Genomic DNA, 23,691 nt, shown 5'->3' on the forward strand with positions numbered 1-23,691 from the left:
TTCCGAAAGCACGAAATTCGACCCCAAAACCGGCTTTCTAGGCCCTGTTTCTGCCGATTTCGGACAGGTCCAGGCCGCCCGGCCGCCCTTCTTCGTGCTTTTGAAAACGCGAGAGGCTGTGTCGGTGTAGCGGTCGGTAAGGGGGGTCTGGATTACGGAAGCGTAAGCCATGCCTTGCCGTAGCACCGTGTCGGCTTCGGCTCAAACGGCATCATCCCCGTTTGCTGCTGCACACGGTCCTCCAGCCCGCGTTCAACCTCCCCCTCCCCTTCCGACCCCAGGGGGCGTCAGATGCTTTAGGAGCCCTAAGGGACGCGAGATGGCAGGGCGGCGGGAGGTCTGGCCGGGACGGCGTGGCGGTGCTCACAGCGCCAAAAAAAAGGCACCTGAAGCGGTGCCCAATCCATCATTTCAGTCGAGGTGCCGTTAGAGCCCGTCGGCCTCTCTCTTTCGCAGCCGGAGCCCCTTGCGCTCAGCCAGGTCCGCATACCCTCGCTCGAAAGTCTCACATACCAGCTGCTGGATCTGCTGGCCGTGCTCACCCTTCACGTCGCTTAGATCCAAGCCGCCGATCGCGGACACAGCGTTCGCCAATCTCGGCGCCAATCCGCCGAACATCGTCGCGAGGAATGACGTCAGGCCTGCGGCCTCCTCGCGATCGTCACCCGACATGCAGCCGAGCAGCTCGGTCCCGAAGAACGCTTCTGACTGCGTGATGCCGAGCGCGGCGCAGATCGCCTGGGCCTCGTCCACGCGCATCGGCCGGCGCTTGGCCGTGTCCGAATGCAGGATGCAGTGGAGCCTCGTCCGCTTCATCATCGGCGTTGAAGCCTCGAGCACGCGGAACGTGACCCGCAATTCCTTCATCCTCGCGAGGAGGAAGTCGGCAAGTTCTGGCTTGGCGCTGCTACTGCTTTCGCCAGAATTGTAAGGATTAGACGCTCCCACCTCAGGGCACTCCCCACCCGCTAGCTTCGACTCAGGTACGCCCGAAAATGACAGAATGGCAACCCTGCCGTTAACGTTAATTTCATGTTTCCGAGGTGCTACCTGATTGGAATCACGTTCGTTTCGGTTCTTTTTGCCGCAGCTCGAAAGGCCTGAGCGTCCTCGACGTCCAGCCCCAGCTTATTAATCACCTCCGTCGTGTTCTCCTCAACGATGAAGTCGAAGAGGACCAGTGAAACGGCGGACGCAAAACTCACTGATGATCCGATAACCTCTTGAAGGTCTGGGATCGAACCGTCGATCGCCTCAGCGCTGCTTTCGAGGATCGTCAGTGATAGGCCGACATCGCCATCAGTTGGGATGATCCGCAGATGCTCCTTCAACGAGCCTGGTCGGTAGGTATCCTTGATTTGGGCGGCCGAGGAAGATCGATCGTTGACCACGTCGTTGATCGAAAGAAGTCTCTTCTTCTTGTTCGAGAAAAGCCGGATGCTTTCGGTTACGAGCCGAAAGAACGTTTCCGAGATCTTTAGATCGAAGGCGCGTTCACCCGCCGTCATCTTAGAAGAAGTCCTCACCTTGATAGCACACCCTGAAAAATACCTCTCCGCGGCGTTTTAGCACCATCGAGTCCGCGTTGTGTAACACAATCAAAGAGCGGAGTCGCATCGCGGGATTAAGGCCTTCGCGCCGCTGTCCTCGCACGCGGACGCCTGTCCGGCAATACGGACAGCTGTCCGCTATTACGGACAGGCGGTCGTAAACGCGGACAGATGTTCGTGGGGGCGGACAAGTCGTCCCGAAGCGCGGGACAAGAGCCTGATTGGTAAGCTGGCAAAGCTCATTTCGTCGCAATCGCAGAAAAAACTTACGGCAACCTTACCAGTTCCTAAATCGGCCGATTGCGCGAATTTTTTTTCCGGTCGAGCCTTTGGTTGGGCGCGCTGAAATGCGCTCAATCAAAGGAGACCTTTCGTCATGAAGACCATGCTCAAGATGGGCCGTCGCGTCGAGACGGCCGCGCTGGCCACCCTCGGCGTCGCAGCGGCTGCGGCCGTGATGGCCTCGCCCGCCTTCGCGGGTGCCGACGGCACGTTCGATACCGCGTTGAACGCCTTCACCGGCTTCCTCGAGGGTTCGGGCGGCAAGATCATCACCGTGCTGTCGCTGGCCGGCGGTGTCGTCGGTCTGGCCTCGGGCCGCTTCTCGCTCGGCCAGGTCGCGATCCCGGTGGGCGTGGGCGTCGGCGCCGGCACCGGCGTTCCGATCGTCACCTCGACCGTCACCGCCACCATCTAACTCGATCCGGCACCGGCGGAGATAGCAGCTCCGCCGGCGTCGTCACTGAAGGTGGCGTGATGTCAGCCGATAAGTACGTGATCCCATCGCACTTGGATGATCCAGAGCTGATTGGCTTTTGGACGTTGGACGAGTTCCTAGCGATGGTCATCCCCTTTACCTGGGGGATTCTGTCCCAACACATCGTCATCGGGATCGGCTTTGCCATCCTGGGTTGGTGGGCTCTGCGGCGAGCCAAGGCGGGACGGGCGACTTCCTGGCTGATCCACCTGGCATACTGGCACCTCCCCGGCGGCTTTCCGTCTCTCAGGGCCACGCCACCTTCCTATCTCCGACTGATGGTGGGCTGACATGGACTATTCCTACCAGCACGCGCAGAGCCAGCGTGTCCTTCGCCAGCGCAATCTTCTCGGCATCGCCGCCCTTGTGCTGGCAGGCGCCGTCGCACTCCTTCTCCTCATGTCCGCGACCCGTAGTCGTGAGATCGTCCTGCAGCCGGTCCTCGGATCGCCGGTGACGGTCTCCAGCAGCGGCGTGTCGCGCGAATATCTCGAGCTCGTCACCCGCGACACGGCGGTCCTGACGCTTAACCGATCGCCCGGCAGCCTCGACTATTGGATGAAGTCGGTCCTCGCGATCGTCTCCCCGAGAGCGCAGGGCACGATCAAGGCGGACCTGCTGAAGATCGTCAACGAGCAGCGCAATTCGAGCATGAGCCAGTTCTTCACGCTCGAGGGCATGGAGATCGACGCCAAGCACCTGCAGTCGACCGTGACCGGCAAGCTCAGCACGGTGGTCGGCCAGAAGATCGTGTCGAGCGAGCCGCGCACCTTCATCTACGACTGGGAATATTCAGGCATGAGCCTGAAGCTGGTCGGATTCAGCATGGCGCAGCCGAAGGGCCGCCTGGGAGGCTCGCTGTGACCGACGCATTCTACGCCTTCGGCAGCGCTGCACTCGGCACGGTGCTCGCCTCGCGCACAATGTGCTGGCTCAGCCGCATCGCCGGCGCGGCGCTCATCGCGGTCGCGGTCTTTGTCTTTGCCGCGCCTGCCTTCGCAGCCAGCGACCAGACGCTGATGGTCGCGGACGGCGCGCAGGTGTCGTGCACCGCGTCGGCCAAGGATCTGACGCGCATCAGCCTCGTCGGCGACGAGTTTGCCGGTGTCTCGAAGATCAACACGGGCAACCCGTCGGACGACTTCTCGGTCGTAAACGAGCCAGTTCGCGGCGACATCTACCTGTCCGTTCCTGAGGGCTTCAACCGCCAGACGCTCTCCTTCTTCGGCACGTCGAAGCGCGGCTATGTCTACAAGTTCGCCTGCCGCATCGCGGGCGACCAGGCGGTGCAGGTGTTCCTCTCGAACCCCGCGATCGCCAAGGCCGACGCGGCCGAGGCGGCACCGACCAAGGTCGCCGCTGCGTCGACTCCTGAGGACGCGGCGGTGTCGTTGGTGCAGGCGATGTACGCGAACAAGTCGGTCGATGGCTACGAGCTGCGCCAGCGCTCCTTGAAGCCGGTCTACGTCGGCGACCTCAAGGTCCAGATGATCTCGGAATATCGCGGCGAGGCACTGACAGGTCGCGTTCTGCGGATCGAGAACAAGGGCACGCAGGAAAAGGTTCTGACCGAGGCACAGGTCGCGCCCGCCAGCGCCCTCGCCGTGTCGATCGCCGAGCCCAAGCTCGCACCGGGTCGGGTCACGACCGCCTACCTCGTCTCGCGGAACGGAAACTAAGCCATGGCCATCAAGGACATCTTCTCGCGGTCGCGTAAGCCGCTCGACGGCCCCGAGGCCGCCCCAGAGACGGACGGCGTATCGCCGATCGCGTCCGAGCTCGACGGCAACAACGAGACCAAGAAGAAGCAGCGCATGCTTCTCGCAAGCGTCGGCGCGGTCGGCCTCGTTGCCTCGTCGTTCTGGATCTTTGGCGGCTCGGACAACGCCCGCAAGATCGACCCCGACAAGCCCGAGCAGGTGAAGGTGTCGGTCGGCGACATGGCGAACAGGACCCTCTCCGAGCAGGAGTGGATGGCGCTGTCGGAGAACCGCTTCCAGTCAGCCGAGAACCAGCTGAAGAGCGTCGACGGCACCAACGCCCGTGTCGCGCAGCTTTCGCAGCAGATCGACGCGTTGAAGGCGCAGAACCAGTCGATGTCGTCGGACGGCCAGCGTGTCGTCTCGGCCTACCAGGCCGAGAACGAGCAGCTGCGTAGGCAGGTGAACGAGCGCGCGGCCGCCCCGCCGCCTGTCCCGGCCGGTCCGCAGGCGATGTACGGCCCGGGCAGCGCTGCGGTGTACGGCCGCGGCGCGGGCGCGCCGCCTGCCGGTCCCGATCTTTCCGCGCCTCGCCTAAGCGAAGTGAAGATGGTGTCGTTCAACTCGACCGATCGCGGCACTGCGTCCAAGATCGCCAAGGGCAGCACGGTCTATACCGACAGCCCCAACTACCTGCCCGCGAACAGCTTCGCGACCGCCAAGGTCATCGTCGGCGTCGACGCCGCGGCGGGCGTCAACAGCCAGACCGACCCGCTGCCGGTCGTGCTGCGCATCACTGGGCCGGCGCGCTCCGTGCTCCAGAACGGCAAGCTGCTCACCACCAAGATCCAGGGCTGCCTCATCAACGGCGCCGCGCGCGGCGAGCTGTCGAGCGAGAAGGTGTACATCAAGCTGCAGAAGATGACCTGCCCGCAGCCGGGCGGCCGCTATGCCGAGTCCGAGGTGAAGGGCTTCATCGCATTCGGCGGCAAGACCGGCGTGCGGGGTCGCGTCGTCAGCCGCGAGGGATCGCTGGTGAGCCAAGCCTTCATCGCCGGCCTCGTCGGCGGGATCGGGCGCGGCTTCGCGGCCAACACCAACATCGCGCTGCAGCCCGGCAACGTCGTGCTCGCCAACGGCAAGCGCCAGCAGCTCGGGCTCGGCGACATCGCGCAGGGCGGCGTCGGCAACGGCATCGGCGAGGCGGGCGACATGGTCTCCAAGTACCTGATCGAGCGCGCCGAGCAGTACCAGCCCGTCATTGAGATGCCGACGGGTGTCGACGTCGAAATCGTCTTCCTGGAGGGTGTGTATGTCCGCAATTGATTACATCGCCTTCTGGCGTCTTCGTCCTCGCTTCATCGCCACCATCGCGGGTTGCGCGGCTGTCGTCGGCATCGGTGCCGCTGGCGCTGCGGCGGATCTCGGAATCATGTCGCCGTCCAACCAGAAGGTCGCAGCGCTCCTCAAGGCACGGCTGCCAAGAACCGACGTTTCCAAGGTCGACTGCGGCGTCGTCGACGGCCTCTGTGAAGTGACTGCCGGCAGCAATCTCTTCTATGTCGATCGTTCGGGCCGCTACCTCATGATCGGCCGGGTCTACGACATGGAGACGCGGCAGGACCTGACCGCCACCCGGCTCCTCGAGATCAATCCCGACACGCTCATCGGCGGGGCGGCTAAGGCCAACAACGCCGCAAGCAGCGACGAAGCACCGCTAACGCGTGGTGCCGGGTCCCAGCCCACCGCACCTGCAGCGCCGCAGCACCTCTCGCTCACGAGCCTGCCGGCGACCGGCGCGATCGTCTGGGGCAAGCCTTCGGGCAAGACGGTCACCGTCTTCAGCGATTTCCGCTGCGGCTATTGCCGCGCGCTCTCCAACACGCTCCGCACGATGAACGTCCGCGTGATCGAGCGCCCCATCTCGGTCCTGGGCAGCCGCGACCTCGCCAATCAGGTCTATTGCGCCAAGAACCGCGAGGAGGCCCTGCATCAGGCCTACGCCGGTGAGCCGCTGCGCAATGCCGGCACCTGCGACACGTCGGGCCTCGACGCCAACGAGAAGTTCGCGCGCGCCCATGGTCTCTCCGGCACGCCCGTCATCGTCCGCGCCGACGGTGCGATGATCGAGGGCTACCGGCCCAAGGAGGCGCTCGCCGCCTTCATCGCGGGAGGGCGGTCGTGAACCCTACCAAAATCGGAGCGCTTGGTCTCATCCTCGCGGGCACTGGCCTTGCCAGCTGCACGACGATGGGTGGCAACATCAAGGGCAACTTCTCGTGCGTCGCCCCGGATGGCATCTGCGCCCCGAGTTCGACGATCGATGATCGCGCCTTGGCGATGATCGCCGGCGAGGACGGCGATCGCATGATTACGCCCGCTGGTCCCTACAGCGTGCCCGCAAGCGACGGTCGCGGCCCTCAGAGTATCGCCGCGCGCTCGGTAAGTGGCGGCTTCCAGGCCGCATCAGCCGCGCCGGCGCGTAGCCAAGAGCGGGTGCTGCGCATCGTATTCCCCGCGCAGATCGACGCGGCGGGTCGCCTTCGCGAGCAGACCGCCATTCATGCCGTGGTTGAGCTTGGCGAGTGGCAGCAGGCTCTCGCTGCGAACGCGGTTGCGACCACGCCCTCCGAGGTAGCATCGGCGACGGGCGGCGATACTCTCCTCGCCGCGGTCGATCGGGCCGACCCCCCCGTCACCGCGTCCGCGGATCCCGCCTTTGATCCCGACATGCCGAGCGCGGCTGCGGTTGCCGCTGCGCGCGTGCAGGCCGATCCTGTTGGCGACATCAAGGACCAGGTCGCTCGCCAGCTTGCGCGCAATCCGAGACGCGTGCCGGTGGCCACCCGGCCCACGTTCCGCCCTGCGTCGACAGGGGTAGCCGTCCAGACTGCACCCGTGGCTCCTGCCTCCCCGCCTCAGGCGCGAACGGCGACGACACAGCCTGTCGGCCCCGCCAAAACCCCCGCCCCTTCCCCTTCCGCGTCTGTTCGCCCTGTCGCGACGACGCCAACGGCGACGTCGGCCGTCACCGTCCCGCTTCATGCAACCCAGGCGGGTCGGACCGCGATCGCATCGGTCGCGGCAAACCCGGCAATCCGTGCGGGGCTCGGTCGCGTCGAGCCTGACGCGCGCGAAGCCGCCAAGGCCAACGGCGTCGTACCGGTGCTGCGCGCTCCCTCATTCCCCGGAGTGGATCAATGAGCTTCCTAAGCGGCCTGCTGGCGATGATCCTTGGCGATAATGCCAAGCCCGAGGGCGGACGGCCCGACACGGCGGTGCCGCGCTTCGTTCACTGGCTGCCGTATCGCAGCTTCGACCCGAAGACGAAGATCTTCTACAATAGCGCGACCCGCGGGTTCGTCCTCGAGTGCACGCCGATGCTCGGCGCGACCGAGCAGAGCCATGAAATGCTCGCGCAATTCCTCTCTGAAGGCATTCCGACGCCGGGCGCGCTGCAGGTTCATGGCTGGATGAGCCCGCGCATCAGCGAGTTGCTCTCCAAGTGGTATCTGCCGCGCTATTCGGCGGCCGGCGTCTATGAGCGCATGGCCAAGCACCGTACCGAGTATCTGCTCGGTGGCGTGTGGAACTCGCTGTCGTCCGCAGCGCCCTTCCACATGCGCAATCACCGGCTCGCCATCTCCTATTCGACGCCGGAATCGAGCCGCGTGTCCAACGAGGAAATCGTCTCCGTGATGGAGGGCCTCGCGTCCGCGCTGGAGTCCATCGGCGTCCATTCGCGCGCCATGGATCCCAAGGCGCTCATCACCTGGATCGATGACCTGACCTCACCGACGACGGCACCGGGTGACGACACGATCACCTACAATCCGTTCGATCCCATCGCCGATCAGGCGGTGCGTCACGACCTCGAGATGAAGATCGAACCCGATCGTATCCTGCTGCGGACCGAACGTTTCCGCCCGACCGGCAAGACGGTCGATAATGCACCCGAGATCGGGGAGATCTATCCCGACACGTTCGACGTGCGCTCCTTCTCGGTGCGCAACCTGCCGCAGCGCTGGGCGCCGTGGGACATGGCCAAGCTCATCGGCGACATGTTCGCCGACAAGCTGCGCATGCCCTGCCCGGTCTCGACCAACCTGTGTCTCGACTTTCCGGATGCGGAGGCCGAGGGGCAGCGCGCCGGTCGCAAGTTCATGCGGACCACGAGCCTCGCGGACTCCAAGTCGGCGCGCATGCTGCCGCAGCTGAAGGATCAGTCGGCCGAGTGGAAGTTCGTCAAGGACGAGCTGCGCCAGGGCCGCAAGCTCGTGCAGGCCTTCTTCTCGGTCACCTCGTTCAGCCCTAAGGGCAAGGGTGACTCGAACGAGCGGACGCTGAAGTCGGTGTACCGCGCCGCAGGCTGGGACCTGCTCGACGATCGCTATCTGCAGATCCAGGGCCTGCTCGCTGCCATGCCGATGACGATGGCCAATGGCCTGTCATTCGACCTCAAGAACATGAAGCGCATGCGGACGGTGCTGACCACCACCGCAGCGAGCCTCATGCCGCTGCAGGGCGAGTATTTGGGCGGCCTCCAACCGCACCTCATGCTGGTTGGCCGGCGTGGACAGCCGTTCTTCTGGTCGCCGTTCGAGAACACCGCCGGCAATCACAATGTCGCGGTGTGCGGCAAGTCGGGCTCGGGCAAGTCGGTCGCTCTGCAGGAGCTGTGCGCCTCGATGGTTGGCGCCGGCGCGAAGGTCGTCGTGATCGACGACGGTCGCTCGTTCGAGCACTCGGCCAAGCTGCAGGGCGGCGCCTTCGTCGAGTTCACCATGGCGTCCGGCTTCTGCATCAACCCGTTCGCGATGATCGACCCTGAGCTTGCCGGGCAGGACGAGGACTATCTCATGGACTGCTTTGCGATGCTGAAAAGCATCGTGAACCAGATGGCGCGGCACATCGACAAGCTCAACGACACCGAGCGTGGCCTGATCGACGGTGCCATCAACAAGGTCTGGGCGGCGAAGGGACGTAGCGGTTGCATCGATGACGTGATCGCTGCCCTCGAGGAGACGGGTAATCCGGTTGCGACCGACCTCGGTATCGCCATGCGCCCGTTCTCAAGCGCGGGCACCTATGGCCGCTTCTTCACCGGCGACGTGTCGTTCCAGCTGAAGGCGAACCTGACCGTCTTCGAGCTGTCGGACCTGTCGTCGCGCGAGGAGCTGCGCTCGGTCGCGCTCACCGCGATCATGTTCATGGCGAGCCAGGCGATGCGCCGCGAGGATCGCTCCGTGCCCAAGGCGCTGCTCCTCGACGAGGCTTGGCAGATGCTGAAGGGCGGCTCCATGGCCGACTTCATCGAGGCCTATGCGCGTACCTGCCGCAAGTACGGTGCCTCGCTCGTCACCGCCACCCAGAGCATCAACGACTATTACAAGTCGGATGGCTCCAAGGCGGCGCTCGAGAACAGCGACTGGTTCGTCGTGCTGCAGCAGAAGGCTGAGACGATCGCCGACTTCAAGAAGCACGATCGCTTCGAGATGGACGATTACACGGATGCGCTGATGCGCTCGCTGAAGCGCAACGGTGTCGAATATTCCGACGTGCTCATCAAAGGTCCGGAATCGATGGCGGTCGGTCGCCTCGTCCTCGATCCCTACTCCGCGACCGTCTTCTCGTCCTCACCGCGCACCTTCGCGGCGATCCACGACCTGCTCGATCATGGTCTGACGATGGAAGAGGCGATCGAGCGCGTCGCCTACCCCGAGAACCCTGAAAAGTGGAGCGACGCCGGCGACGACGCGCTTCCGATCGCCGCGGAGTGACCGTCATGGCAACGCACGCAAACCCCCTTCTCCCGCTCGCCGCGCCCAAGAGGACCGGACGGGTCGACTATGGCTTCCTGCTCTACTTTGGGCTGCACATGGCGGGCTTTCTCGCCACGACGTTGCTCATGACGTGGGGGCTCTTCGTGCTCTTCTTCCTCGTCCTGGGCGGCCTGTCGCTCGATGGGATGATGCACCACCTCCAGAACATGACCAGTCGCTATCTGGCGGCCGGATCTGACCGCGTCGACCAGTTCAAGATCACGGTGGGTATCGCGCACCTGATCCTATCGACCGCCCTCATCTTCTTCCGCCGGCACGCCATCCTGCCGCGCGACCCTGCCGCCTGGGAGCGCCAAGCATGACCGAAGCATCGAGTATCGACCGCAACGACGATGGCCTTGGCCTGTCGCCCGGTCTCGAAACCACGCCTGTCCGTGCATCGGGGCGCGCGGTGACGCGGCGGGCTGTCTTCGCGGGCTACACGATGCCGCAGCTCCTTGTCGGCGCGGCGCTCCTGCTGGCCCTGATCTGGGCCATGTGGATCAGCAAGGCCGTTATGGCCGAGAAGCCGCAGCGCATCGTGAAGGCGGACCTATCGCGCATTGTCGGCGAATACGTGCAGGCGCAGGCCCGCAGTGCCACGCCGCCCGATCAGGTGCAGGCGCAGATGCGGACCTTCATGGCGGCGCTTGATACCGAGCTTCAGCGACGTGGCGCCGCAGGGCAGGTCGTCCTCGTCGGCGAGGCGGTCCTGTCGAAGAGCGTCCCCGACATCACCGGCGAGGTCGCCAAGGCCGTCTATTCGGCCGGCGTCCGCGTGCCGCAGCCCGCCTCTCCCGCTCAGATGGGTGCCATGATGCGTGGACAGGCTCCGACTGCTCCCGTTGCTGCCCCCGTCGCCGTTGCGCCTGAAGTCACGCAGATTCCGACTGGTGCTCCCGCCCCATCGCCCTTCGGCGCGGTAGGGATGGACACGGCTCAAGCGGTCCCCGCCCCGGCCCCCGACCTTAGCGCTGCTGGTGCCAGCGTCTCGACCTTTGGTGGTCCCAGTGGGCAGTAACGCGGTCAGCGCACCGGCGCCGACTGAGCGCTTTCGGCCGAGGAAACGGCTTTGGGCGGCGCTCGGCCTTTTCATCGCTGGTGGCGCGTCGCTCAATGCACTCGCGGAATGGCGCGATACGCACGCCCTGCTCATCAACTCGTCAGAGTCGCTGCCGAATTGGGCCTTCGTGATCCACAAAACTGCGACGCCGGCGCGCGGTGAATACGTCTTCTTCGTGCCTCCTGCCGCGCCGCTCGTCGTTCGGCACTTCGGTGCAAAGAAGCAGATGTTCGGCAAGATCGTCTATGGCATGCCGGGCGACCTGGTTGAGCATCGCGGCGCCGACGTAATCGTCGCCGGTAAGCTCGTCGCGCACATGAAACCGCTGACAAAGTTCGGCGAACGACTTGTGCCCGGCCCGACCGGCATCATTCCGCGTGACTGCTATTTCGTCGGTAGCCCGCACAAGGATGGCTTCGACAGCCGGTATGCGGCGATCGGCTTCGCGTGCGCGAAGAAGATCGTCGGCGTCGGAAAGCCGATCCTGTGAAGCGGGCGCTGGAGTCCGTCGCGATCGTCGCCCTCCTCTCGGTTTCGCTGAGCTCGGCGACCCGCGCGAGCGACCATGGCATCGTCGGGCAGACATTCCCGATCGTGGAGCCGGATCTGCTCGCCACGATCGAGGCGAAGCTCCAGCGGCTGCAGGCGAATGGCGACATCGATCGCATGAATGCGGTCTTCGCTCGCAGGGCGGAGGCCCGCGTGCGGCGTCCGAAACCCGTCGCCGGTATCACCCCCGCGACCGAAGCGCGGACCTGGGACTATGACCCGACGATCACGATCGAGCGCGACGTTCAGGATCAAAAGGGCAACTACATCGCCCGGCGTGGTCAGACCGTGAACCCGCTCGATTTCACGGCCGTCACCCAGGCGCTGGTGTTCGTCGACGGTGACAACAAGGCCGAGATGGCGTGGGCGACTGCCCAATACAGCGACCTCAAGGCCAAGATCATCCTCGTCAGTGGCTCCCCCCTCGAGGAGATGACGGCGCGGCAACGCCGCTTCTACTTCGATCAGGAAGGTCGCCTGACGGGCAAGCTCGGCATCCGGCACACACCCGCCGTCGCCGTGCAGGACGGCCGCGTCATGAAGCTCTCCGAAATCAAGCTGAAGGGAAACAGCTGATGCCTCTGTGGCTCGATCTCCTGAAGACGCCGATGGCAGCGCCGGAAACGGCCGAGCTGCGCGGTATGCGCCGCACCTTCCAGTTCCTGTGCGTGGCATCTGCGGTTGGCGTCCTCGCCATCTCTCCGCTTGTGAAGCTCTTTGGTCGCCCCGCGTCCTTCGTGGTGGCGGCCGTCCTCGCGACGACGGCCCTTCACACGGCGCTTTACGTTTTCCGGAAGAATCGCGCGGACAACGCCTACCTCGACGCCGCCACTTCGCCGGAGGAGGCCGCGTGAAAGGCCTGCGCCTCCTCACCCTCGCGCTCTTCGCGTTCGCCCTGTCGGCGGTGTTGAGCCCGCGCGCGGAGGCGCAGTCGAAGTGCACCGGCAAGTTCGTGAACCCGATCACGGATGTGTGCTGGTCGTGCCTGTTCCCGCTTTCGGTGGGTGGCCTCAAGATCTGGCCGAGCAATCGTCCCGATACAGACAACCCCAGCTTGCCCGTCTGCGCCTGCGGATCACCCGTCCCGCGCATCGGTATTTCGGCCGGCTTCTGGGAGCCGGTGCGTCTCGCCGACGTGTCGACGAAGCCATGGTGTTTCGTGAACCTTGGCGGAACCAAGATCTCGCCCGGCTTCGACATCGGACAGGGCAATTTGTCGGGGCCGTCGCAGAAAGGTGGGAACGGACAGAACACGTCGAAGTGGCATGTCCACTGGTACGTATATCCGTTGCTCTACTGGATGGAGATCCTCGCAGACTTCGCCTGTTTCGAGCAATCCTCCTTCGACATCGCCTATATGACCGAGGTCGATCCGCTCTGGCAGGACGACTCTCTCACCGCGCTCATCAATCCTGAGGCGGTGCTTTTCTCCTCACCGATCGCGCAGGCCGCGTGTGCAGGTGACTGCATCGCAGCGACCGCCAAACTGCCTCTCGATGCGACCTTCTGGTGCGCTGGCTGCCAGGGACCGATGTACCCCGTCAACGGCAACATCGCTGCCTCGATCGGCCACGTTCAGGCGTCGCGCCTGGCGCTTGCGCGCTTCGCCTTCAAGATCCACCGCGAGGGCCTCGCGTGGGGCACGATGGGCTCCAAGGGCCTTTGCAACAAGTACCCGATGCCGGTGCTGCGCAAGCAGCAATACCGCGTCCAGATGACCAACCCGATCCCGACCGTCAGCGGCAAGTATGCCTGCTCGCCTCTCGGTGCCTCGACCATGCCCCCGCAGGCTGGCCGGGCCTTCCCCGTAAAGGGCGAGGACATGGGCTACCTCGTCTGGCGCAAGCGCAACTGCTGCGTCCTGTGAGGAACCACTGACATGCGTCGCTTCACCATCGTCCTCGCTCTGGTCGCCACGATCGGCGGGATTCAGGCAATCGCTCAGACCGTCGACGGTCTGGATCTCGACGCCATCAAGCGGCGCTCGGCGGCCATGCAGGGCGATGCCGAGACGTTCGCCGACCACGTCCGCAATCGTGGCGACGCCTTCCGCGAAGAAGCCGTGGCGGTCCAGACCAAGGCCACCGGAAACCTCGTCGAGCTGGCGAAAGCCGACCTGCCGGTGAACGGCGAAGGTGCTTTCGACTTCGATGAAATCATCAAGGGCGCCAGCCAGAACGTCTCGTCGACAGGCCGCGGCGACGCGCCCCAGTTCATAGCGTTTGCCAGCCTCTCGATGCCGGTGCCGGCGCTTCGCCAGCTCATTGCGGACACGGCGAAGGCCGGAGGTGTGGTCGTCTTTCGCGGTTTCCCTGGCAATTCGATGAAGGCGTTCAGCGAGGCCTTGAGCAAGGTCGTGACCGAGAAGGACCAGCTCTCGAACGTCGGCATCGATCCCCGGCTTTTCCGTGCCTTCGATGTCCAAGCCGTGCCGACCTATGTGGCGGTGTCCTCCGATTTCGACCTGTGCTCGGGCCTCAACTGTCGCACCGCGGTGCCCGCGCACGATCGCATCACCGGTAACGTCTCGGTCCGCTATGTGCTCGATACCTTCGTGTCGGCGCGCGGACCGGGTGCCGGTGTCGCCTCGGTCGCGCTGCGCAACATGGCGAAGGCCAGCTAAATGAAGCGGGTCGCCGCCTCTCTGTTTCTCGCGGTCCTCGTGGGTGGTGCCAGCGGCGTCATCGCGCAGACGACGATCGAAGAGGCGCGTCAGCAGGGCAATGCCATGGGCAAGGCGATGCGCGACGATGATAGCCTCGGCCCGAATGAGCTGAAGCTGCAGGAGCTTCCCGGCTATGGCGGCACCGATCTGCCAGAGAAGGGCTATTTCGACGATCCCGACAAGCTGACGATGGATGGGAAGGTCGCCGCGCCGACGAGCGACGCCTATGGCACCGTTACCGACAAGGGCGGCACGCGGCCCAGCTTCAGCAATGCCGAAATCCTCGCTGCGACCTCGCGAGGCACCGCGATCGAGAAGGATCCCGAGACCTATCTCGGCGGGCAGGACATCGGCGGAAGCCAAGGCACCTGCACCGCGCTTCCCCCATCGGTGGGCTCGAAGGGCTATTACGAAGCGACCTGCAACAAGGGCTCGAAGGTCACGCAGGCCAACGAGATCTGCCGCGGCAATATGGTCCCGCACGTCGTCAACACCGCCCGCTATTTCTACTACGGCGTTCTCGACAAGAACGAGGGCTACGGCTTTGCCCGCAATAGCGTCATGCAGGCGCGGACCGCGGCCGGCGTCTGCCGTACCGAGCCGGTGTCGAAGCACATCTGTGACGCGCAGATCGAACTCGGCGCAGGCGGCACCAACGTCGAGGACTATCGCAAATTCTGTAAGGGCAAGCTGAGCGGCACGGCGCAGCTCTATTCCTGTTCGAGCGAGCTTCCCGCCAGTGACACGGGTAGCCACCGGAATTTTCGCACCGGCACGGTCTACCTGAAGAAGGAAGGCGAAGTCAGCGTGTCCGTCACCCGTAACGAGGGCACCTGCCCCTCGCTTGCGGCGGACACCAGCTGCACTCCGCAGGCGGCCGAGGTGTGCACCGAGGGCCCTGAAACACGCACGATTGAAGGCGTTCCGGTAACGCAGAGCTGCTGGGCCTGGTCGCGCACGTTCACCTGCCAGCGGCTCGAACCGGCGAGTGACTGCGGCTCGCTGGACGACAACAAGCAGTGCAAATTCCTGCGCGACGAATGTCTCGACGATCCCCAATCGGGGGCCTGCAAGGTATCGCAGCGCGTCTATAGCTGCCCGCTACCGGATGACCCGGCGTCGACCGACAAGCAGTATGTCTGCGGCAACGACGTCTACTGCCTCAACGGCAACTGCGAGCAGATCGAGCGCGAAGCCTCGACCGAGTTCAAGGACGCGCTCGTCGCGCTTCACTCGATCGGCGACGCCGGCAAGCAGTTCGATCCGAACAACCTGACGGTCTTTTCCGGCGAGCGCGGGACCTGCAACAAGAAGATCTTCGGCGCGTCCAACTGCTGTTCGGGCAAGGGTGTGCCGTTGCTGACGCCCTGGCTGTGCAGCTCGGCCGAGAAGCAACTCGACGAGAAGGACGACAAGGGGCTGTGCCACAAGGTCGGCTCCTATTGTTCGGACAAGGTGCTCGGCATCTGCGTTACGTCGAAGGACGCCTACTGCTGCTTCGGCAGCAAGCTATCCCGCATCCTGCAGGAGCAGGGCCGCCAGCAGATCAACAAGCCGTGGGGCAAGCCCAAGGACGAGACCTGCAAGGGCTTCACCATCGAGGAGTTTCAGCACCTCGACCTGTCGAAAATGGATTTTTCGGAGGTCTATGCCGAGTTCATGGACGCCGCAAAATTGCCCGACGAGGTCAGTGTCATGACCGACATCCAGCAGAAAATTCAGGGGTATTATGACCTTCACGGGGGCAAATGATGTGGAAGGTCCGGGGGGACCATGCGCCGTCGACATGTCGGTGCTCGACCTCGCCATTTTCCTGCGGATCCACCGCTCCGGGCGCGGCACGTCAGCCGGCGAGGTCGCACAGACGGTCGGGCACTGGTTCGACTGTCAGATCGACCCGCGAGAGATCGAGCGATCATTTCCTCGTATGGTCGACGCCGGTTGGCTGGTGCGCCGCGACAGCGGGATGCGCGCCACGATCAAGGGCCGCAAGCACGGCCGCAGCCACCTGCGTGGGATCGTCCGCATGCTCGATCAGGGCACCAAGATGCTCGACGTCGCGCGGATGATGCACGTCCTTCAACTCGCAATGATTGAGCTCGACGGGGAGCACGACGATGATGACGATCAGGGATAACCGCCGCGGCCGCTTCGCCGCCACGCTTCTCATGCTCCTCGCAGCTGCCGCGCCGGTCGCGGCGCCAGCGGGGGCGCAGTCGCTCGATCTCCAATCGGCCGCCATGGCCGATGTGGGTGACGATGCAGGCAACGAGGACCAGGCGCAGCCGGAAGTCCTCGAGGCAAGCGTCGATACGCCTGCTCAGGGTGACGATTTCTACTGCGGACAGCGCCGCCTCGGACAGTGGTTCTACTGCGAGCGTCCGAAGACCCCGCACAAGGCCCCGCAAGCTGCCCAGCAGGCTCAAGCCTCGGCGACGGACCGGATGAAGGCGATCTCCAAACAGCTTAACGAGCTGAAGAACCGCGCCATCCTCGAGCCGACCGAGGCCAACGTCATCGCCTACGTGCGCTATCAGCGCGAGCAGCTGGATCGGGCCTCCACCTTTTCCGACACTTGGCAGCGCGCGCTCTGGCAGAACCCCGACATCGACTACACGCTGCAGCGACCGGTCTCCACCGTCGGCAAGCGTGCCTGGACCGATAATCGCAGCGCAACGCGCGATCAGGCGCTGTCTCGTATCGGCCAGCGGTACGGCATGTTCTACTTCTTCGCGCAGAGCTGCGCCGCGTGCGAGGTCTTCTCTCCGATCCTCCGCTCGGTTGCCGACAGTCATCGTATGACCGTGATGGCCGTTTCCACCGATGGCGGTCCGAGCCGGACCTTCCCCAATTACGTGGTCGACAGCGGCCAGCGCGAGCGCATGGGCGTGCCGCTGGCCACGCCGGCTCTCGTCCTCTTCGATACCGTGACCCGCAAGACCGTGCCCATCGGGTTCGGCGTCATGTCGGCCGACGAGGTCATGGAGCGGATCTTCATGCTCACCAACACCAAGCCGGGTCAGGATTTCTGATGACCGCTGCCACCTGCAAACCCCGCCCCTTCCCCTTCCGCGTCTTCCTGCGGCGATCCGCCGCAGTCGTCGCGTGCCTCGGGGCCGCGAGCATGATCCCGGTCGACATCGCGCGTGCCGACGTCGCCGGGCAGATGAACAGCTTCTTCCAGGACGCGGGCGGCGCCGCCAATGTCACTGGACCCAGCGCATATCAGGGGCAAAGCGCCGGATATTATTCGATGGGGAATGTCTGGACCCGCTTCCCGCAAAAGAGCGTGCAGCCGCTCAATCTCCAGATGCCGAGCGTGCGCGCCGGGTGTGGCGGCATCGACATCTTCACCGGCTCCTTCTCGTTCATCAACGGCGCCGAGATGGTCGCTATGCTGAAAGCGACCGCGAACAACGCGCTCGGCTTCGCGTTCCAGCTCGCGATCGACAGCGTCTCGCCGGAAATCGGCAAGGTCATGGATGGCATGGCCAACAAGGCGCAGCAGATGAACCAGATGAACATTTCGTCGTGCGAAGCAGCGCAGGGCCTGGTTGGGGGCTTGTGGCCGAAGATGGCCGGAGCGCGTTCCAACGTCTGCGCGGCAATCGGCAACAGCCAAGGCATCTTCTCCGACTGGGCGCGGTCCCGTCAGGAGTGCGGACCGGGAAATAAGCAGGAGTCGACGATCGACGCCAACACCGATCCCAAGGTGGCGGAGAATGCGGCCGGCACACCGCGCAACTACACCTGGGACGCGATCCAGAAGTCCAACAAGTTCGGCACCTTCGATCAGGCGTTTTCGGAATACCTGATGACCCTCGTCGGCACGATCATCGTCAACCCGAAGGGCGGCGATGACGGCGGCCCGGCCGTGGTCTTTCATGGGCCTGCCGAGGAGGCGGTCGTCACCGCCCTTCTCGATGGTACGGGCACGGGCGGGCAACCGGTCAAGTTTCTGAAGTGCGACGAGCAGCTGAAGTGCCTTAAGGTCACCGAACAGCAGCTTCAGATCGCGACCGGACTTCGCACGAAGATCAAGGGCATGATCGACTCGATCAACTCGAAGATCCGCACCGACAGCGCGCTCGACGTTGGGGAGCAGCAGCTCCTCAACATGACGACGATCCCGCTCTACAAAATGCTCGCGGTCCAAGCGATGGCACACCAGAGCTTCAATCCCGGTGAGACGAACGCTCTTGCCGAGATCGTCGCTGTGAACATGCTCTCGGCAATGATCGACAACATGCTCGATCGGATCAGCCAGTCATCGGTCCAGGTCCAGTCGGGTGACGTCGACGTCAGCAAGGCATGGCGCGAGCAGCTGGCGTCGGCACGTGACCGCTACTCGCAGCGCGACTTCAAGCTGAACGACAAGCTCAACCAGACGATCTTCCTCATCAACAAGTCCGTGATGCTGGAATCGACCCTGCAGAACAGCATGTCGCCGGCGATGGCAGCCTCGCTCAACTTCTCGCGCGGGCTGAGCGCGCAGGGCCTCAACTAAGGACATACGGCATGGTCGAGGTCTTCACGATCGGCGGTGGCGAATACATCGTCAACACGTTCAACGCCGTCGCAGCGTGGACGGGAGGGGGCGGCTACCGCTCGCTCCTCCGCGTCGTTATGGTCCTCGGCCTGATCTATTCGCTTCTGTGCGTCGCCTTCACGATGAACGTCCGCGTCTGGATGAACTGGTTCATCGGCTCGACGCTCATCTACATGTGCCTGATGGTCCCCACCGTGTCGGTGAAGGTGACCGACCGCATCAACCCGTCGCTGGCCCCTGCCACCGTTGCCAACGTGCCCCTCGGGCTGGGCGTGATCGCGAGCTTTACCAGTCAGGTCGGTGACTGGCTCACCCGGACGGCCGAGACGGTCTTCACGATGCCAAGCCAGCTGAACTACTCAACCAACGGCATGGTGTATGGTGCGCGCCTTTTCGACGCGACGCGCAATTTCGAGATCCGCGACGCCGAGTTTGCGACCAACCTGTCGGCGCATTTCAAAAACTGCGTCTTCGGTGACATCATGCTCGGTCAGAAGTCGATGACCGATCTGGCCAACGCAAAGGATCTATGGACTGCGATGGGTCCGGGCTCGGTGGCTCGGTCGCAGCCTTGGGTCAGCCGTAGCGGTGCGTCGGTGACGAGTGACATCATCACCTGCAACAACGCCTACAACCTGCTCTCAGATCAATGGACGCCGATGATAGCGGCGCACACGCCGATCTGGTCGAAGCAGGCCTTCCCCAAACTCTCGACGGCCGTCGCATCCGCGAAGCTCCGCGCCGACGTTCCGATCGTCAATCAGGCCTTCACCGCCTCGAGCGCCAATTACGAGGCCGTGATGCGGCAGAACACGGCGATCAACGCGTTCATGCAAGCGCGGGACGGCATGGCCGGCGGTCCGGGCGCGGCGTCGATCGATACCTTCGCCACGACGCGGGCGGACATTCAGGCGCGCAACACGTACAACTCGATCGCCCAACAGGCGATGAGCTGGGTTCCGATCCTCAACATCGTGCTCACGGTCGTGTTCTACGCGATGTTCCCGGTAATTTTCCCGCTCTTCCTGATGCCTCAAACGGGGGTCGGGGCGCTCAAGGGCTATCTGACCGGGTTCTTCTACCTCGCGTCTTGGGGGCCGCTGTACGTCATCCTCCACATGATCTGCATGACGCGCACCACCAGTGCCGCGCAGGGCGCAGCCGAAGGAGGTATGTCGCTAGGCACGTTCGCGGGCATCGGCGCCGTCAATGCCGAGACGGCCACGATCGCCGGCTTCATGCTGATGAGCGTGCCCTTCCTCGCGGCGGGTCTCGCCAAGGGCGCGATGAGCATTTCGGGTCAGGCGACCTCGGTCCTCAACCCGGCCCAGAACGCAGCGGAAGCGGCTGCGGCCGAGCAGACGACAGGCAACTATTCCTATGGCAACACGAGCTTCGCCAATTCGACGTCGAACATGCGGCAGGCCAATCAGTGGTCCGACGCTATGTCGTACACGAGCGGAGCCGGCGCTTATTCGTACCGGCACGATAACGGGGCGACGTCGACGAGCCATGGCAACGGCTTCGTCGTCACCGACACCACCGGTGCGATGTCGCGGCTCTCGGTCACGCCGACCCTTTCGACCGGGTATGTCTCAGAGATGCGGCAGGCCGCGAGCATGCTTGAGCGCGAGGCACAAAGCGAAGAGGCTGCAGCTGCCCGTATCCTCAGCACCACTCATACGGATCGGAGCGCACGAGGCACGTCGACTGACGTCACGAAAGCCACTGAGAATGGCGCGGGTATCCAGACGAATATCGGCAACGATCGCTTCGTCCGGACCAGTGGCTCGACCTTTGATACCCTGGAGAACCGTGGCGCGATCAACAACTCCTCCCGTGTCACGAACACCAACGGCCGCGGAGCTGAGGTCATCGATTCCGTCTCAGGTGGTCTTAGCGTCGCGCTTGGCGGCGGTGGGCCAGCGCGTCCCGGTAGGCCGAACCCCGCAGATGCCGTCGGTCCGAACGGGCCACAGCAATTGCCAGAGAAGCCCAGCCTGGGACAAAAGCTCGCCGGCGCTCTGCCCCAAATCAAGGGAAGCAAAACTTGGACTGGCCAGCAAACCGACTCACTGCGCCAAAACCAAGACCAAACCCGTTCCGTTGAAGATGGATCGTCGATTGGCGATGGCACTCGCAACGAGCAGGCGTATGGCGAAAACCTGAACCAGAGCACCGGCAATTACACGAGATCCGGCACATCCGTTCGTGCTGCTACTTCACAGACGTCGAGCGTTAGCACGGAGGACGCGCGGTCGCTGGCGTATTCGCATGAGCTGCGCGCCCGTCAGCTTCACGAAAAGGCCCAGCAGCTATCCAATGATGCAAGCTATGCGGAGACGCACGGCATGCAGATGAGTGAGAACATGAGTCAGGAGTTGGCTCAGTGGTACGCCAAAGAACAGGCCGAAAAGCCTGCGTTGAACGCCCCCGGCCTTCACGAGACGGCGGTTAGCGATCAGCAGCGGGTCACTCGCGATCAGATGGTTTCCCGGTTCCTCGAGCAAAAGCGGCAGGACATTTACAATGGCGTGGCTCCGCGCCTTCACGAGCCGGACCTCGTCGACGTTCCGAAAGTGCCCGTCTCAACCGCTGCAGACGTTGAGGCTCGCTATCATCCGACTGGCCTCCGCGCAGTCCCAACGGTTGGCGGTTCTGGTGATGGGTCTGCGACCGTCGCCCAGATCGATGCTCAAACGGCTGCGATCAAGGCAGATCAGGATGCCAAGAAGGTGATCCGAGCAGGCGCCGTTGAGGCTGGCTCAGCGGTGAGGGGCGAGGTCGATGAAGCTATGCGTAAGGGCTTCTTCACCGACCCGGAGCTGAGGAAGTGACTCTACAGGAAATACGCGCAATAGAGCAGCCCGCCGGCGAGCAGGCCGTATGCGAGGAGATACCCGATGGTGCCTCCTTGGGTCCAACGGCCGCTCGCGTCCGAGAACGGCTGCAAACTCGGCGCGTCGTTGGCATCATCAGCCACAACGAGTGGGCCTCCCGGCCTATCCCGTGTCGCGTTGTATAGCGACAGATCAAATTCTGGCATGACGCTAACCTCCGCATGGAGGTTGGCATTGGAGCGAGGCAATGGCAAGCATTTCTGCGCACCGCACCGATAACCACGAACCTCTCGATCTACGCAGCAATCTGCTTTTTGGGTTCTCATGGTTGCTGGTGATGGCGGTCGGGCTGATGCCCCTTGCGGAGGCCGTTCTGCATCGATCGCCTTCGATCACGATGCCGACCACGATTGCCTTCTTCATCGCGGTCGGGAGCGGCGTCATGCTGCGCCGGCGTTATACCTGGGTAGGCGTCGTACTGCACATCTACGGGCAGATCGCCATCTGGCTTTCGCTGTTCGTCATGTCGCTCGCTATCGTACTGGCCCTGCTGGGTCACAAATGATCCCGTTCTGCCTGATCCTCGGTGACAGCACCGCAGTTGGCACCGCCGCGGCGTTGGCAATGTCGGGCATTCAGTGCGAGATGCGCGCTCGTGTTGGCGCATCTTCCAGTGACGCGCTGCGGTTCTCTCCTGAGACGTTGTCCGCCAGCTTCGTTGTCATAGCTCTCGGTTCAAACGATCCGCGCAGCCCTAAGCTTCTTCAAAATCTGAACGTCATCCGGCGTAGAACCGCTGCTTCCCGGGTCGTTTGGATCGCGCCGTATAACCCGGCTGCCTCAGCGATCGTCAGGACTGTTGCAGTGACGTTTGGTGACACCGTCGTGCGTCTGGACGCCTTTCGCACTCAGGACGGGATTCACCCTATCAGCTATCGCTCGGTAGCTCGCGTGGTAGGTTTGTCGCGTTCGACGCTCTCCATGACAGGCGAGCAATCAGCATCACCAGGCCCGCCTTTTGCTGTCCGCCAAGCCGTCGTAGTTACGTTCTGAACCGTGCCAGGCTGCAAACCGCCCATAAGGATTGCAAATGCACCTTTAAGCGCTGCAAAACGCATATGAAGCTTGTAAAACGGCCTCATCTCTGAGGCTTAGAACTAAGCGGTCGCGTACGCGGGCGCTGAGACGCTCAGACCCGTTTGCAGCGCTTACATGCTATTTCGTTGATATTGCTGGGTCGAGTTTGCAATCCTTACATGCGGTTTACACCGAAATCTTCGGCGACTAGGTCAGGATTTTCGGTGATGGGACGTAGGGATGCGCTTGGCGCACAATCTCTGCGGCTTTCTCGATGGCTTCGATCTCCTTCTTGGTGCCGTTCGGATCAATCCTCCAATTTGACCGGGGATTGAATACGATGGGCAAAGCCGTCACCTCGCCTATCAGTTTCTCCCAGTGCGCTTCGGACTTGCCAGTGACGCCAGCGAGCAGATGGGCGAGCAGCGCGCGAATATCGCTCGGGCTTTCGGGAGCGTCATGGTTGGCCATTGGTCACCCTTTCTCGCCGTTGCCGCGGCAGTCTGAACCGGGAGGGGATTTATCGGTTTGCTACCGGCAAACGAAAAGGATGACCATGAGCGACGCATCTCTCGTCAACGTAAACACAGCGACGGCCGAGCAGCTGGATGGCGTTCCCGAACTCAAAGGCCATGGTTTCGAGATTGTGCGCTACCGTGAGGAGCGCGGCAAATTCACCGATCTTCGTCAGCTTGATGAGGTGCCCGGCATGGCCGGAAAGGCGGACGGCGGAAGGTCTGCCCTGACGGTTGGCGACGCCTGATGCCTTAGCGGCGCAGGATCGGCACCGACGATACAGAAGCATGGCCACGGCGACCACATCCTCGGCATCGCAACCGAATGACCTTGGATGCGACGTCGCCGTCGCCATGAAACCGTTCGAGGATTTGGCCTGCCGGCATATTCATGCTTCGACCGCAGACGCATGCAATCCGCATGTCGGCGCGATCGGTCGCCCATTCGCCAAGCGTTTTGTACGGTGCCTCGATCGTCGGCCGTTTGCTCACAGCGGTGACACGTCCTCATACCGTCCCGCCTTGCGAAGCTGGCGAACGATCCCGTTAAACGCGGCCGTCACGCCTTGGGCTCTGCCAATTTCGTTCGTCTGAGATGCTGCAT

General features: G+C 63.5%; 27 protein-coding genes. 23 read left to right on the forward strand and 4 right to left on the reverse strand.

What is annotated here, in order from left to right; translation table 11 throughout:
• Positions 1 to 426 precede the first annotated feature (426 nt).
• On the reverse strand, positions 427 to 858 hold the full coding sequence (locus J2Y58_RS12750; protein WP_184116619.1) for a hypothetical protein: 432 nt from the start codon (positions 856 to 858) through the stop codon (positions 427 to 429).
• 188 nt (positions 859 to 1,046) lie between these two features.
• Positions 1,047 to 1,508 (reverse strand): hypothetical protein, encoded by a 462-nt coding sequence (locus J2Y58_RS12755; protein WP_066773308.1) that lies wholly within the window; start codon positions 1,506 to 1,508, stop codon positions 1,047 to 1,049.
• Between the two features lie 418 nt (positions 1,509 to 1,926).
• On the opposite strand from J2Y58_RS12755, the gene J2Y58_RS12760 reads away from it, so the two are divergent.
• From J2Y58_RS12760 to J2Y58_RS12855, 20 genes are all read left to right on the forward strand, one after another.
• Positions 1,927 to 2,247, forward strand: a complete 321-nt coding sequence (locus J2Y58_RS12760; RefSeq protein WP_066708110.1) for a TrbC/VirB2 family protein — start codon at positions 1,927 to 1,929, stop codon at positions 2,245 to 2,247.
• Positions 2,248 to 2,306: 59 nt separating this feature from the next.
• Entirely contained in the window at positions 2,307 to 2,597 is a 291-nt protein-coding gene (gene traL / locus J2Y58_RS12765) for a type IV conjugative transfer system protein TraL (RefSeq protein ID WP_066708113.1), read from the forward strand.
• A 1-nt stretch (position 2,598) separates the two neighbouring features.
• A complete protein-coding gene (locus J2Y58_RS12770; RefSeq protein WP_066773304.1) occupies positions 2,599 to 3,171 on the forward strand; it encodes a type IV conjugative transfer system protein TraE in 573 nt (190 codons plus the stop codon).
• 59 nt (positions 3,172 to 3,230) lie between these two features.
• On the forward strand, positions 3,231 to 3,986 hold the full coding sequence (locus J2Y58_RS12775; protein WP_066773423.1) for a type-F conjugative transfer system secretin TraK: 756 nt from the start codon (positions 3,231 to 3,233) through the stop codon (positions 3,984 to 3,986).
• 3 nt (positions 3,987 to 3,989) lie between these two features.
• Entirely contained in the window at positions 3,990 to 5,333 is a 1,344-nt protein-coding gene (locus J2Y58_RS12780) for a TraB/VirB10 family protein (protein ID WP_310103668.1), read from the forward strand.
• Positions 5,320 to 6,192 (forward strand): DsbC family protein, encoded by an 873-nt coding sequence (locus tag J2Y58_RS12785; protein WP_066773299.1) that lies wholly within the window; start codon positions 5,320 to 5,322, stop codon positions 6,190 to 6,192. The genes J2Y58_RS12780 and J2Y58_RS12785 overlap by 14 nt, the downstream gene beginning before the upstream one ends.
• A complete protein-coding gene (locus J2Y58_RS12790) occupies positions 6,189 to 7,211 on the forward strand; it encodes a conjugal transfer protein (RefSeq protein ID WP_310103670.1) in 1,023 nt (340 codons plus the stop codon). The genes J2Y58_RS12785 and J2Y58_RS12790 overlap by 4 nt, the downstream gene beginning before the upstream one ends.
• Complete coding sequence (traC, locus tag J2Y58_RS12795; protein WP_066773547.1) at positions 7,208 to 9,787, forward strand: type IV secretion system protein TraC; 2,580 nt, start codon at positions 7,208 to 7,210, stop codon at positions 9,785 to 9,787. Before J2Y58_RS12790 ends, traC begins: the two co-directional genes overlap by 4 nt.
• 5 nt (positions 9,788 to 9,792) lie before the next feature.
• A complete protein-coding gene (locus tag J2Y58_RS12800) occupies positions 9,793 to 10,152 on the forward strand; it encodes a hypothetical protein (protein ID WP_310103672.1) in 360 nt (119 codons plus the stop codon).
• Positions 10,149 to 10,850: a TrbI F-type domain-containing protein gene (locus tag J2Y58_RS12805; RefSeq protein ID WP_310103673.1), complete on the forward strand. Its 702-nt coding sequence runs from the start codon at positions 10,149 to 10,151 to the stop codon at positions 10,848 to 10,850. Before J2Y58_RS12800 ends, J2Y58_RS12805 begins: the two co-directional genes overlap by 4 nt.
• Positions 10,831 to 11,382, forward strand: a complete 552-nt coding sequence (locus tag J2Y58_RS12810; RefSeq protein WP_405053103.1) for a S26 family signal peptidase — start codon at positions 10,831 to 10,833, stop codon at positions 11,380 to 11,382. Before J2Y58_RS12805 ends, J2Y58_RS12810 begins: the two co-directional genes overlap by 20 nt.
• A complete protein-coding gene (traW, locus tag J2Y58_RS12815) occupies positions 11,379 to 12,017 on the forward strand; it encodes a type-F conjugative transfer system protein TraW (protein ID WP_310103677.1) in 639 nt (212 codons plus the stop codon). Before J2Y58_RS12810 ends, traW begins: the two co-directional genes overlap by 4 nt.
• A complete protein-coding gene (locus tag J2Y58_RS12820) occupies positions 12,017 to 12,295 on the forward strand; it encodes a hypothetical protein (protein WP_066773532.1) in 279 nt (92 codons plus the stop codon). Before traW ends, J2Y58_RS12820 begins: the two co-directional genes overlap by 1 nt.
• Positions 12,292 to 13,308, forward strand: a complete 1,017-nt coding sequence (traU, locus tag J2Y58_RS12825; protein WP_310103679.1) for a conjugal transfer pilus assembly protein TraU — start codon at positions 12,292 to 12,294, stop codon at positions 13,306 to 13,308. The genes J2Y58_RS12820 and traU overlap by 4 nt, the downstream gene beginning before the upstream one ends.
• A gap of 12 nt (positions 13,309 to 13,320) precedes the next feature.
• Positions 13,321 to 14,064, forward strand: coding sequence for a type-F conjugative transfer system pilin assembly protein TrbC (trbC, locus tag J2Y58_RS12830; RefSeq protein ID WP_198356604.1), 744 nt, complete (start codon positions 13,321 to 13,323; stop codon positions 14,062 to 14,064).
• Positions 14,065 to 15,858, forward strand: coding sequence for a conjugal transfer protein TraN (locus tag J2Y58_RS12835; RefSeq protein ID WP_310103682.1), 1,794 nt, complete (start codon positions 14,065 to 14,067; stop codon positions 15,856 to 15,858).
• Positions 15,859 to 15,892: 34 nt separating this feature from the next.
• Positions 15,893 to 16,243, forward strand: a complete 351-nt coding sequence (locus J2Y58_RS12840) for a hypothetical protein (protein WP_066708155.1) — start codon at positions 15,893 to 15,895, stop codon at positions 16,241 to 16,243.
• Positions 16,224 to 17,138: a conjugal transfer protein TraF gene (locus J2Y58_RS12845; protein ID WP_310103685.1), complete on the forward strand. Its 915-nt coding sequence runs from the start codon at positions 16,224 to 16,226 to the stop codon at positions 17,136 to 17,138. Before J2Y58_RS12840 ends, J2Y58_RS12845 begins: the two co-directional genes overlap by 20 nt.
• A 92-nt stretch (positions 17,139 to 17,230) precedes the next feature.
• Positions 17,231 to 18,613: a conjugal transfer protein TraH gene (locus tag J2Y58_RS12850; protein WP_066708157.1), complete on the forward strand. Its 1,383-nt coding sequence runs from the start codon at positions 17,231 to 17,233 to the stop codon at positions 18,611 to 18,613.
• Between the two features lie 11 nt (positions 18,614 to 18,624).
• Complete coding sequence (locus J2Y58_RS12855) at positions 18,625 to 21,492, forward strand: conjugal transfer protein TraG N-terminal domain-containing protein (RefSeq protein ID WP_310103687.1); 2,868 nt, start codon at positions 18,625 to 18,627, stop codon at positions 21,490 to 21,492.
• A gap of 2 nt (positions 21,493 to 21,494) precedes the next feature.
• Here the strand turns inward: J2Y58_RS12855 and J2Y58_RS12860 are convergent, their stop codons facing one another.
• The gene (locus J2Y58_RS12860; RefSeq protein WP_310103689.1) at positions 21,495 to 21,638 is read right to left on the reverse strand and encodes a hypothetical protein; all 144 of its coding nucleotides are present in this window, start codon (positions 21,636 to 21,638) and stop codon (positions 21,495 to 21,497) included.
• A gap of 104 nt (positions 21,639 to 21,742) precedes the next feature.
• Here J2Y58_RS12860 and J2Y58_RS12865 point away from each other — a divergent pair, with 104 nt between their 5' ends.
• The gene (locus J2Y58_RS12865) at positions 21,743 to 22,060 is read left to right on the forward strand and encodes a hypothetical protein (RefSeq protein WP_066708181.1); all 318 of its coding nucleotides are present in this window, start codon (positions 21,743 to 21,745) and stop codon (positions 22,058 to 22,060) included.
• Positions 22,057 to 22,548 (forward strand): hypothetical protein, encoded by a 492-nt coding sequence (locus J2Y58_RS12870; protein ID WP_310103693.1) that lies wholly within the window; start codon positions 22,057 to 22,059, stop codon positions 22,546 to 22,548. Before J2Y58_RS12865 ends, J2Y58_RS12870 begins: the two co-directional genes overlap by 4 nt.
• 231 nt (positions 22,549 to 22,779) lie before the next feature.
• Here J2Y58_RS12870 and J2Y58_RS12875 read toward each other — a convergent pair whose 3' ends face one another.
• A complete protein-coding gene (locus J2Y58_RS12875; RefSeq protein ID WP_310103695.1) occupies positions 22,780 to 23,043 on the reverse strand; it encodes a hypothetical protein in 264 nt (87 codons plus the stop codon).
• Positions 23,044 to 23,128: 85 nt separating this feature from the next.
• On the opposite strand from J2Y58_RS12875, the gene J2Y58_RS12880 reads away from it, so the two are divergent.
• Positions 23,129 to 23,335, forward strand: coding sequence for a helix-hairpin-helix domain-containing protein (locus tag J2Y58_RS12880; RefSeq protein ID WP_062126331.1), 207 nt, complete (start codon positions 23,129 to 23,131; stop codon positions 23,333 to 23,335).
• The last annotated feature ends 356 nt before the right edge of the window (positions 23,336 to 23,691 follow it).

The organism is Sphingomonas sp. BE138, assembly GCF_031456125.1.
In the GTDB taxonomy this organism is placed as follows: Bacteria; Pseudomonadota; Alphaproteobacteria; order Sphingomonadales; family Sphingomonadaceae; genus Sphingomonas.

What these genes read in the sequence shown, in the direction of transcription:
- J2Y58_RS12855 (WP_310103687.1), top strand. Translation starts at nt 18,625, where the DNA reads ATGGTCGAGGTCTTCACGATCGGCGGTGGCGAATACATCGTCAACACG.
- traL (WP_066708113.1), top strand. Translation starts at nt 2,307, where the DNA reads ATGTCAGCCGATAAGTACGTGATCCCATCGCACTTGGATGATCCAGAG.
- J2Y58_RS12845 (WP_310103685.1), top strand. Translation starts at nt 16,224, where the DNA reads ATGATGACGATCAGGGATAACCGCCGCGGCCGCTTCGCCGCCACGCTT.
- J2Y58_RS12870 (WP_310103693.1), top strand. Translation starts at nt 22,057, where the DNA reads ATGATCCCGTTCTGCCTGATCCTCGGTGACAGCACCGCAGTTGGCACC.
- J2Y58_RS12880 (WP_062126331.1), top strand. Translation starts at nt 23,129, where the DNA reads ATGAGCGACGCATCTCTCGTCAACGTAAACACAGCGACGGCCGAGCAG.
- traC (WP_066773547.1), top strand. Translation starts at nt 7,208, where the DNA reads ATGAGCTTCCTAAGCGGCCTGCTGGCGATGATCCTTGGCGATAATGCC.
- J2Y58_RS12785 (WP_066773299.1), top strand. Translation starts at nt 5,320, where the DNA reads ATGTCCGCAATTGATTACATCGCCTTCTGGCGTCTTCGTCCTCGCTTC.
- J2Y58_RS12850 (WP_066708157.1), top strand. Translation starts at nt 17,231, where the DNA reads ATGATCCCGGTCGACATCGCGCGTGCCGACGTCGCCGGGCAGATGAAC.
- J2Y58_RS12875 (WP_310103695.1), bottom strand. Translation starts at nt 23,043, where the DNA reads ATGGCCAACCATGACGCTCCCGAAAGCCCGAGCGATATTCGCGCGCTG.
- J2Y58_RS12820 (WP_066773532.1), top strand. Translation starts at nt 12,017, where the DNA reads ATGCCTCTGTGGCTCGATCTCCTGAAGACGCCGATGGCAGCGCCGGAA.
- trbC (WP_198356604.1), top strand. Translation starts at nt 13,321, where the DNA reads ATGCGTCGCTTCACCATCGTCCTCGCTCTGGTCGCCACGATCGGCGGG.
- J2Y58_RS12770 (WP_066773304.1), top strand. Translation starts at nt 2,599, where the DNA reads ATGGACTATTCCTACCAGCACGCGCAGAGCCAGCGTGTCCTTCGCCAG.
- J2Y58_RS12760 (WP_066708110.1), top strand. Translation starts at nt 1,927, where the DNA reads ATGAAGACCATGCTCAAGATGGGCCGTCGCGTCGAGACGGCCGCGCTG.
- J2Y58_RS12755 (WP_066773308.1), bottom strand. Translation starts at nt 1,508, where the DNA reads ATGACGGCGGGTGAACGCGCCTTCGATCTAAAGATCTCGGAAACGTTC.
- J2Y58_RS12775 (WP_066773423.1), top strand. Translation starts at nt 3,231, where the DNA reads ATGTGCTGGCTCAGCCGCATCGCCGGCGCGGCGCTCATCGCGGTCGCG.
- J2Y58_RS12780 (WP_310103668.1), top strand. Translation starts at nt 3,990, where the DNA reads ATGGCCATCAAGGACATCTTCTCGCGGTCGCGTAAGCCGCTCGACGGC.
- J2Y58_RS12865 (WP_066708181.1), top strand. Translation starts at nt 21,743, where the DNA reads ATGGCAAGCATTTCTGCGCACCGCACCGATAACCACGAACCTCTCGAT.
- J2Y58_RS12835 (WP_310103682.1), top strand. Translation starts at nt 14,065, where the DNA reads ATGAAGCGGGTCGCCGCCTCTCTGTTTCTCGCGGTCCTCGTGGGTGGT.
- J2Y58_RS12840 (WP_066708155.1), top strand. Translation starts at nt 15,893, where the DNA reads ATGTCGGTGCTCGACCTCGCCATTTTCCTGCGGATCCACCGCTCCGGG.
- J2Y58_RS12800 (WP_310103672.1), top strand. Translation starts at nt 9,793, where the DNA reads ATGGCAACGCACGCAAACCCCCTTCTCCCGCTCGCCGCGCCCAAGAGG.
- J2Y58_RS12805 (WP_310103673.1), top strand. Translation starts at nt 10,149, where the DNA reads ATGACCGAAGCATCGAGTATCGACCGCAACGACGATGGCCTTGGCCTG.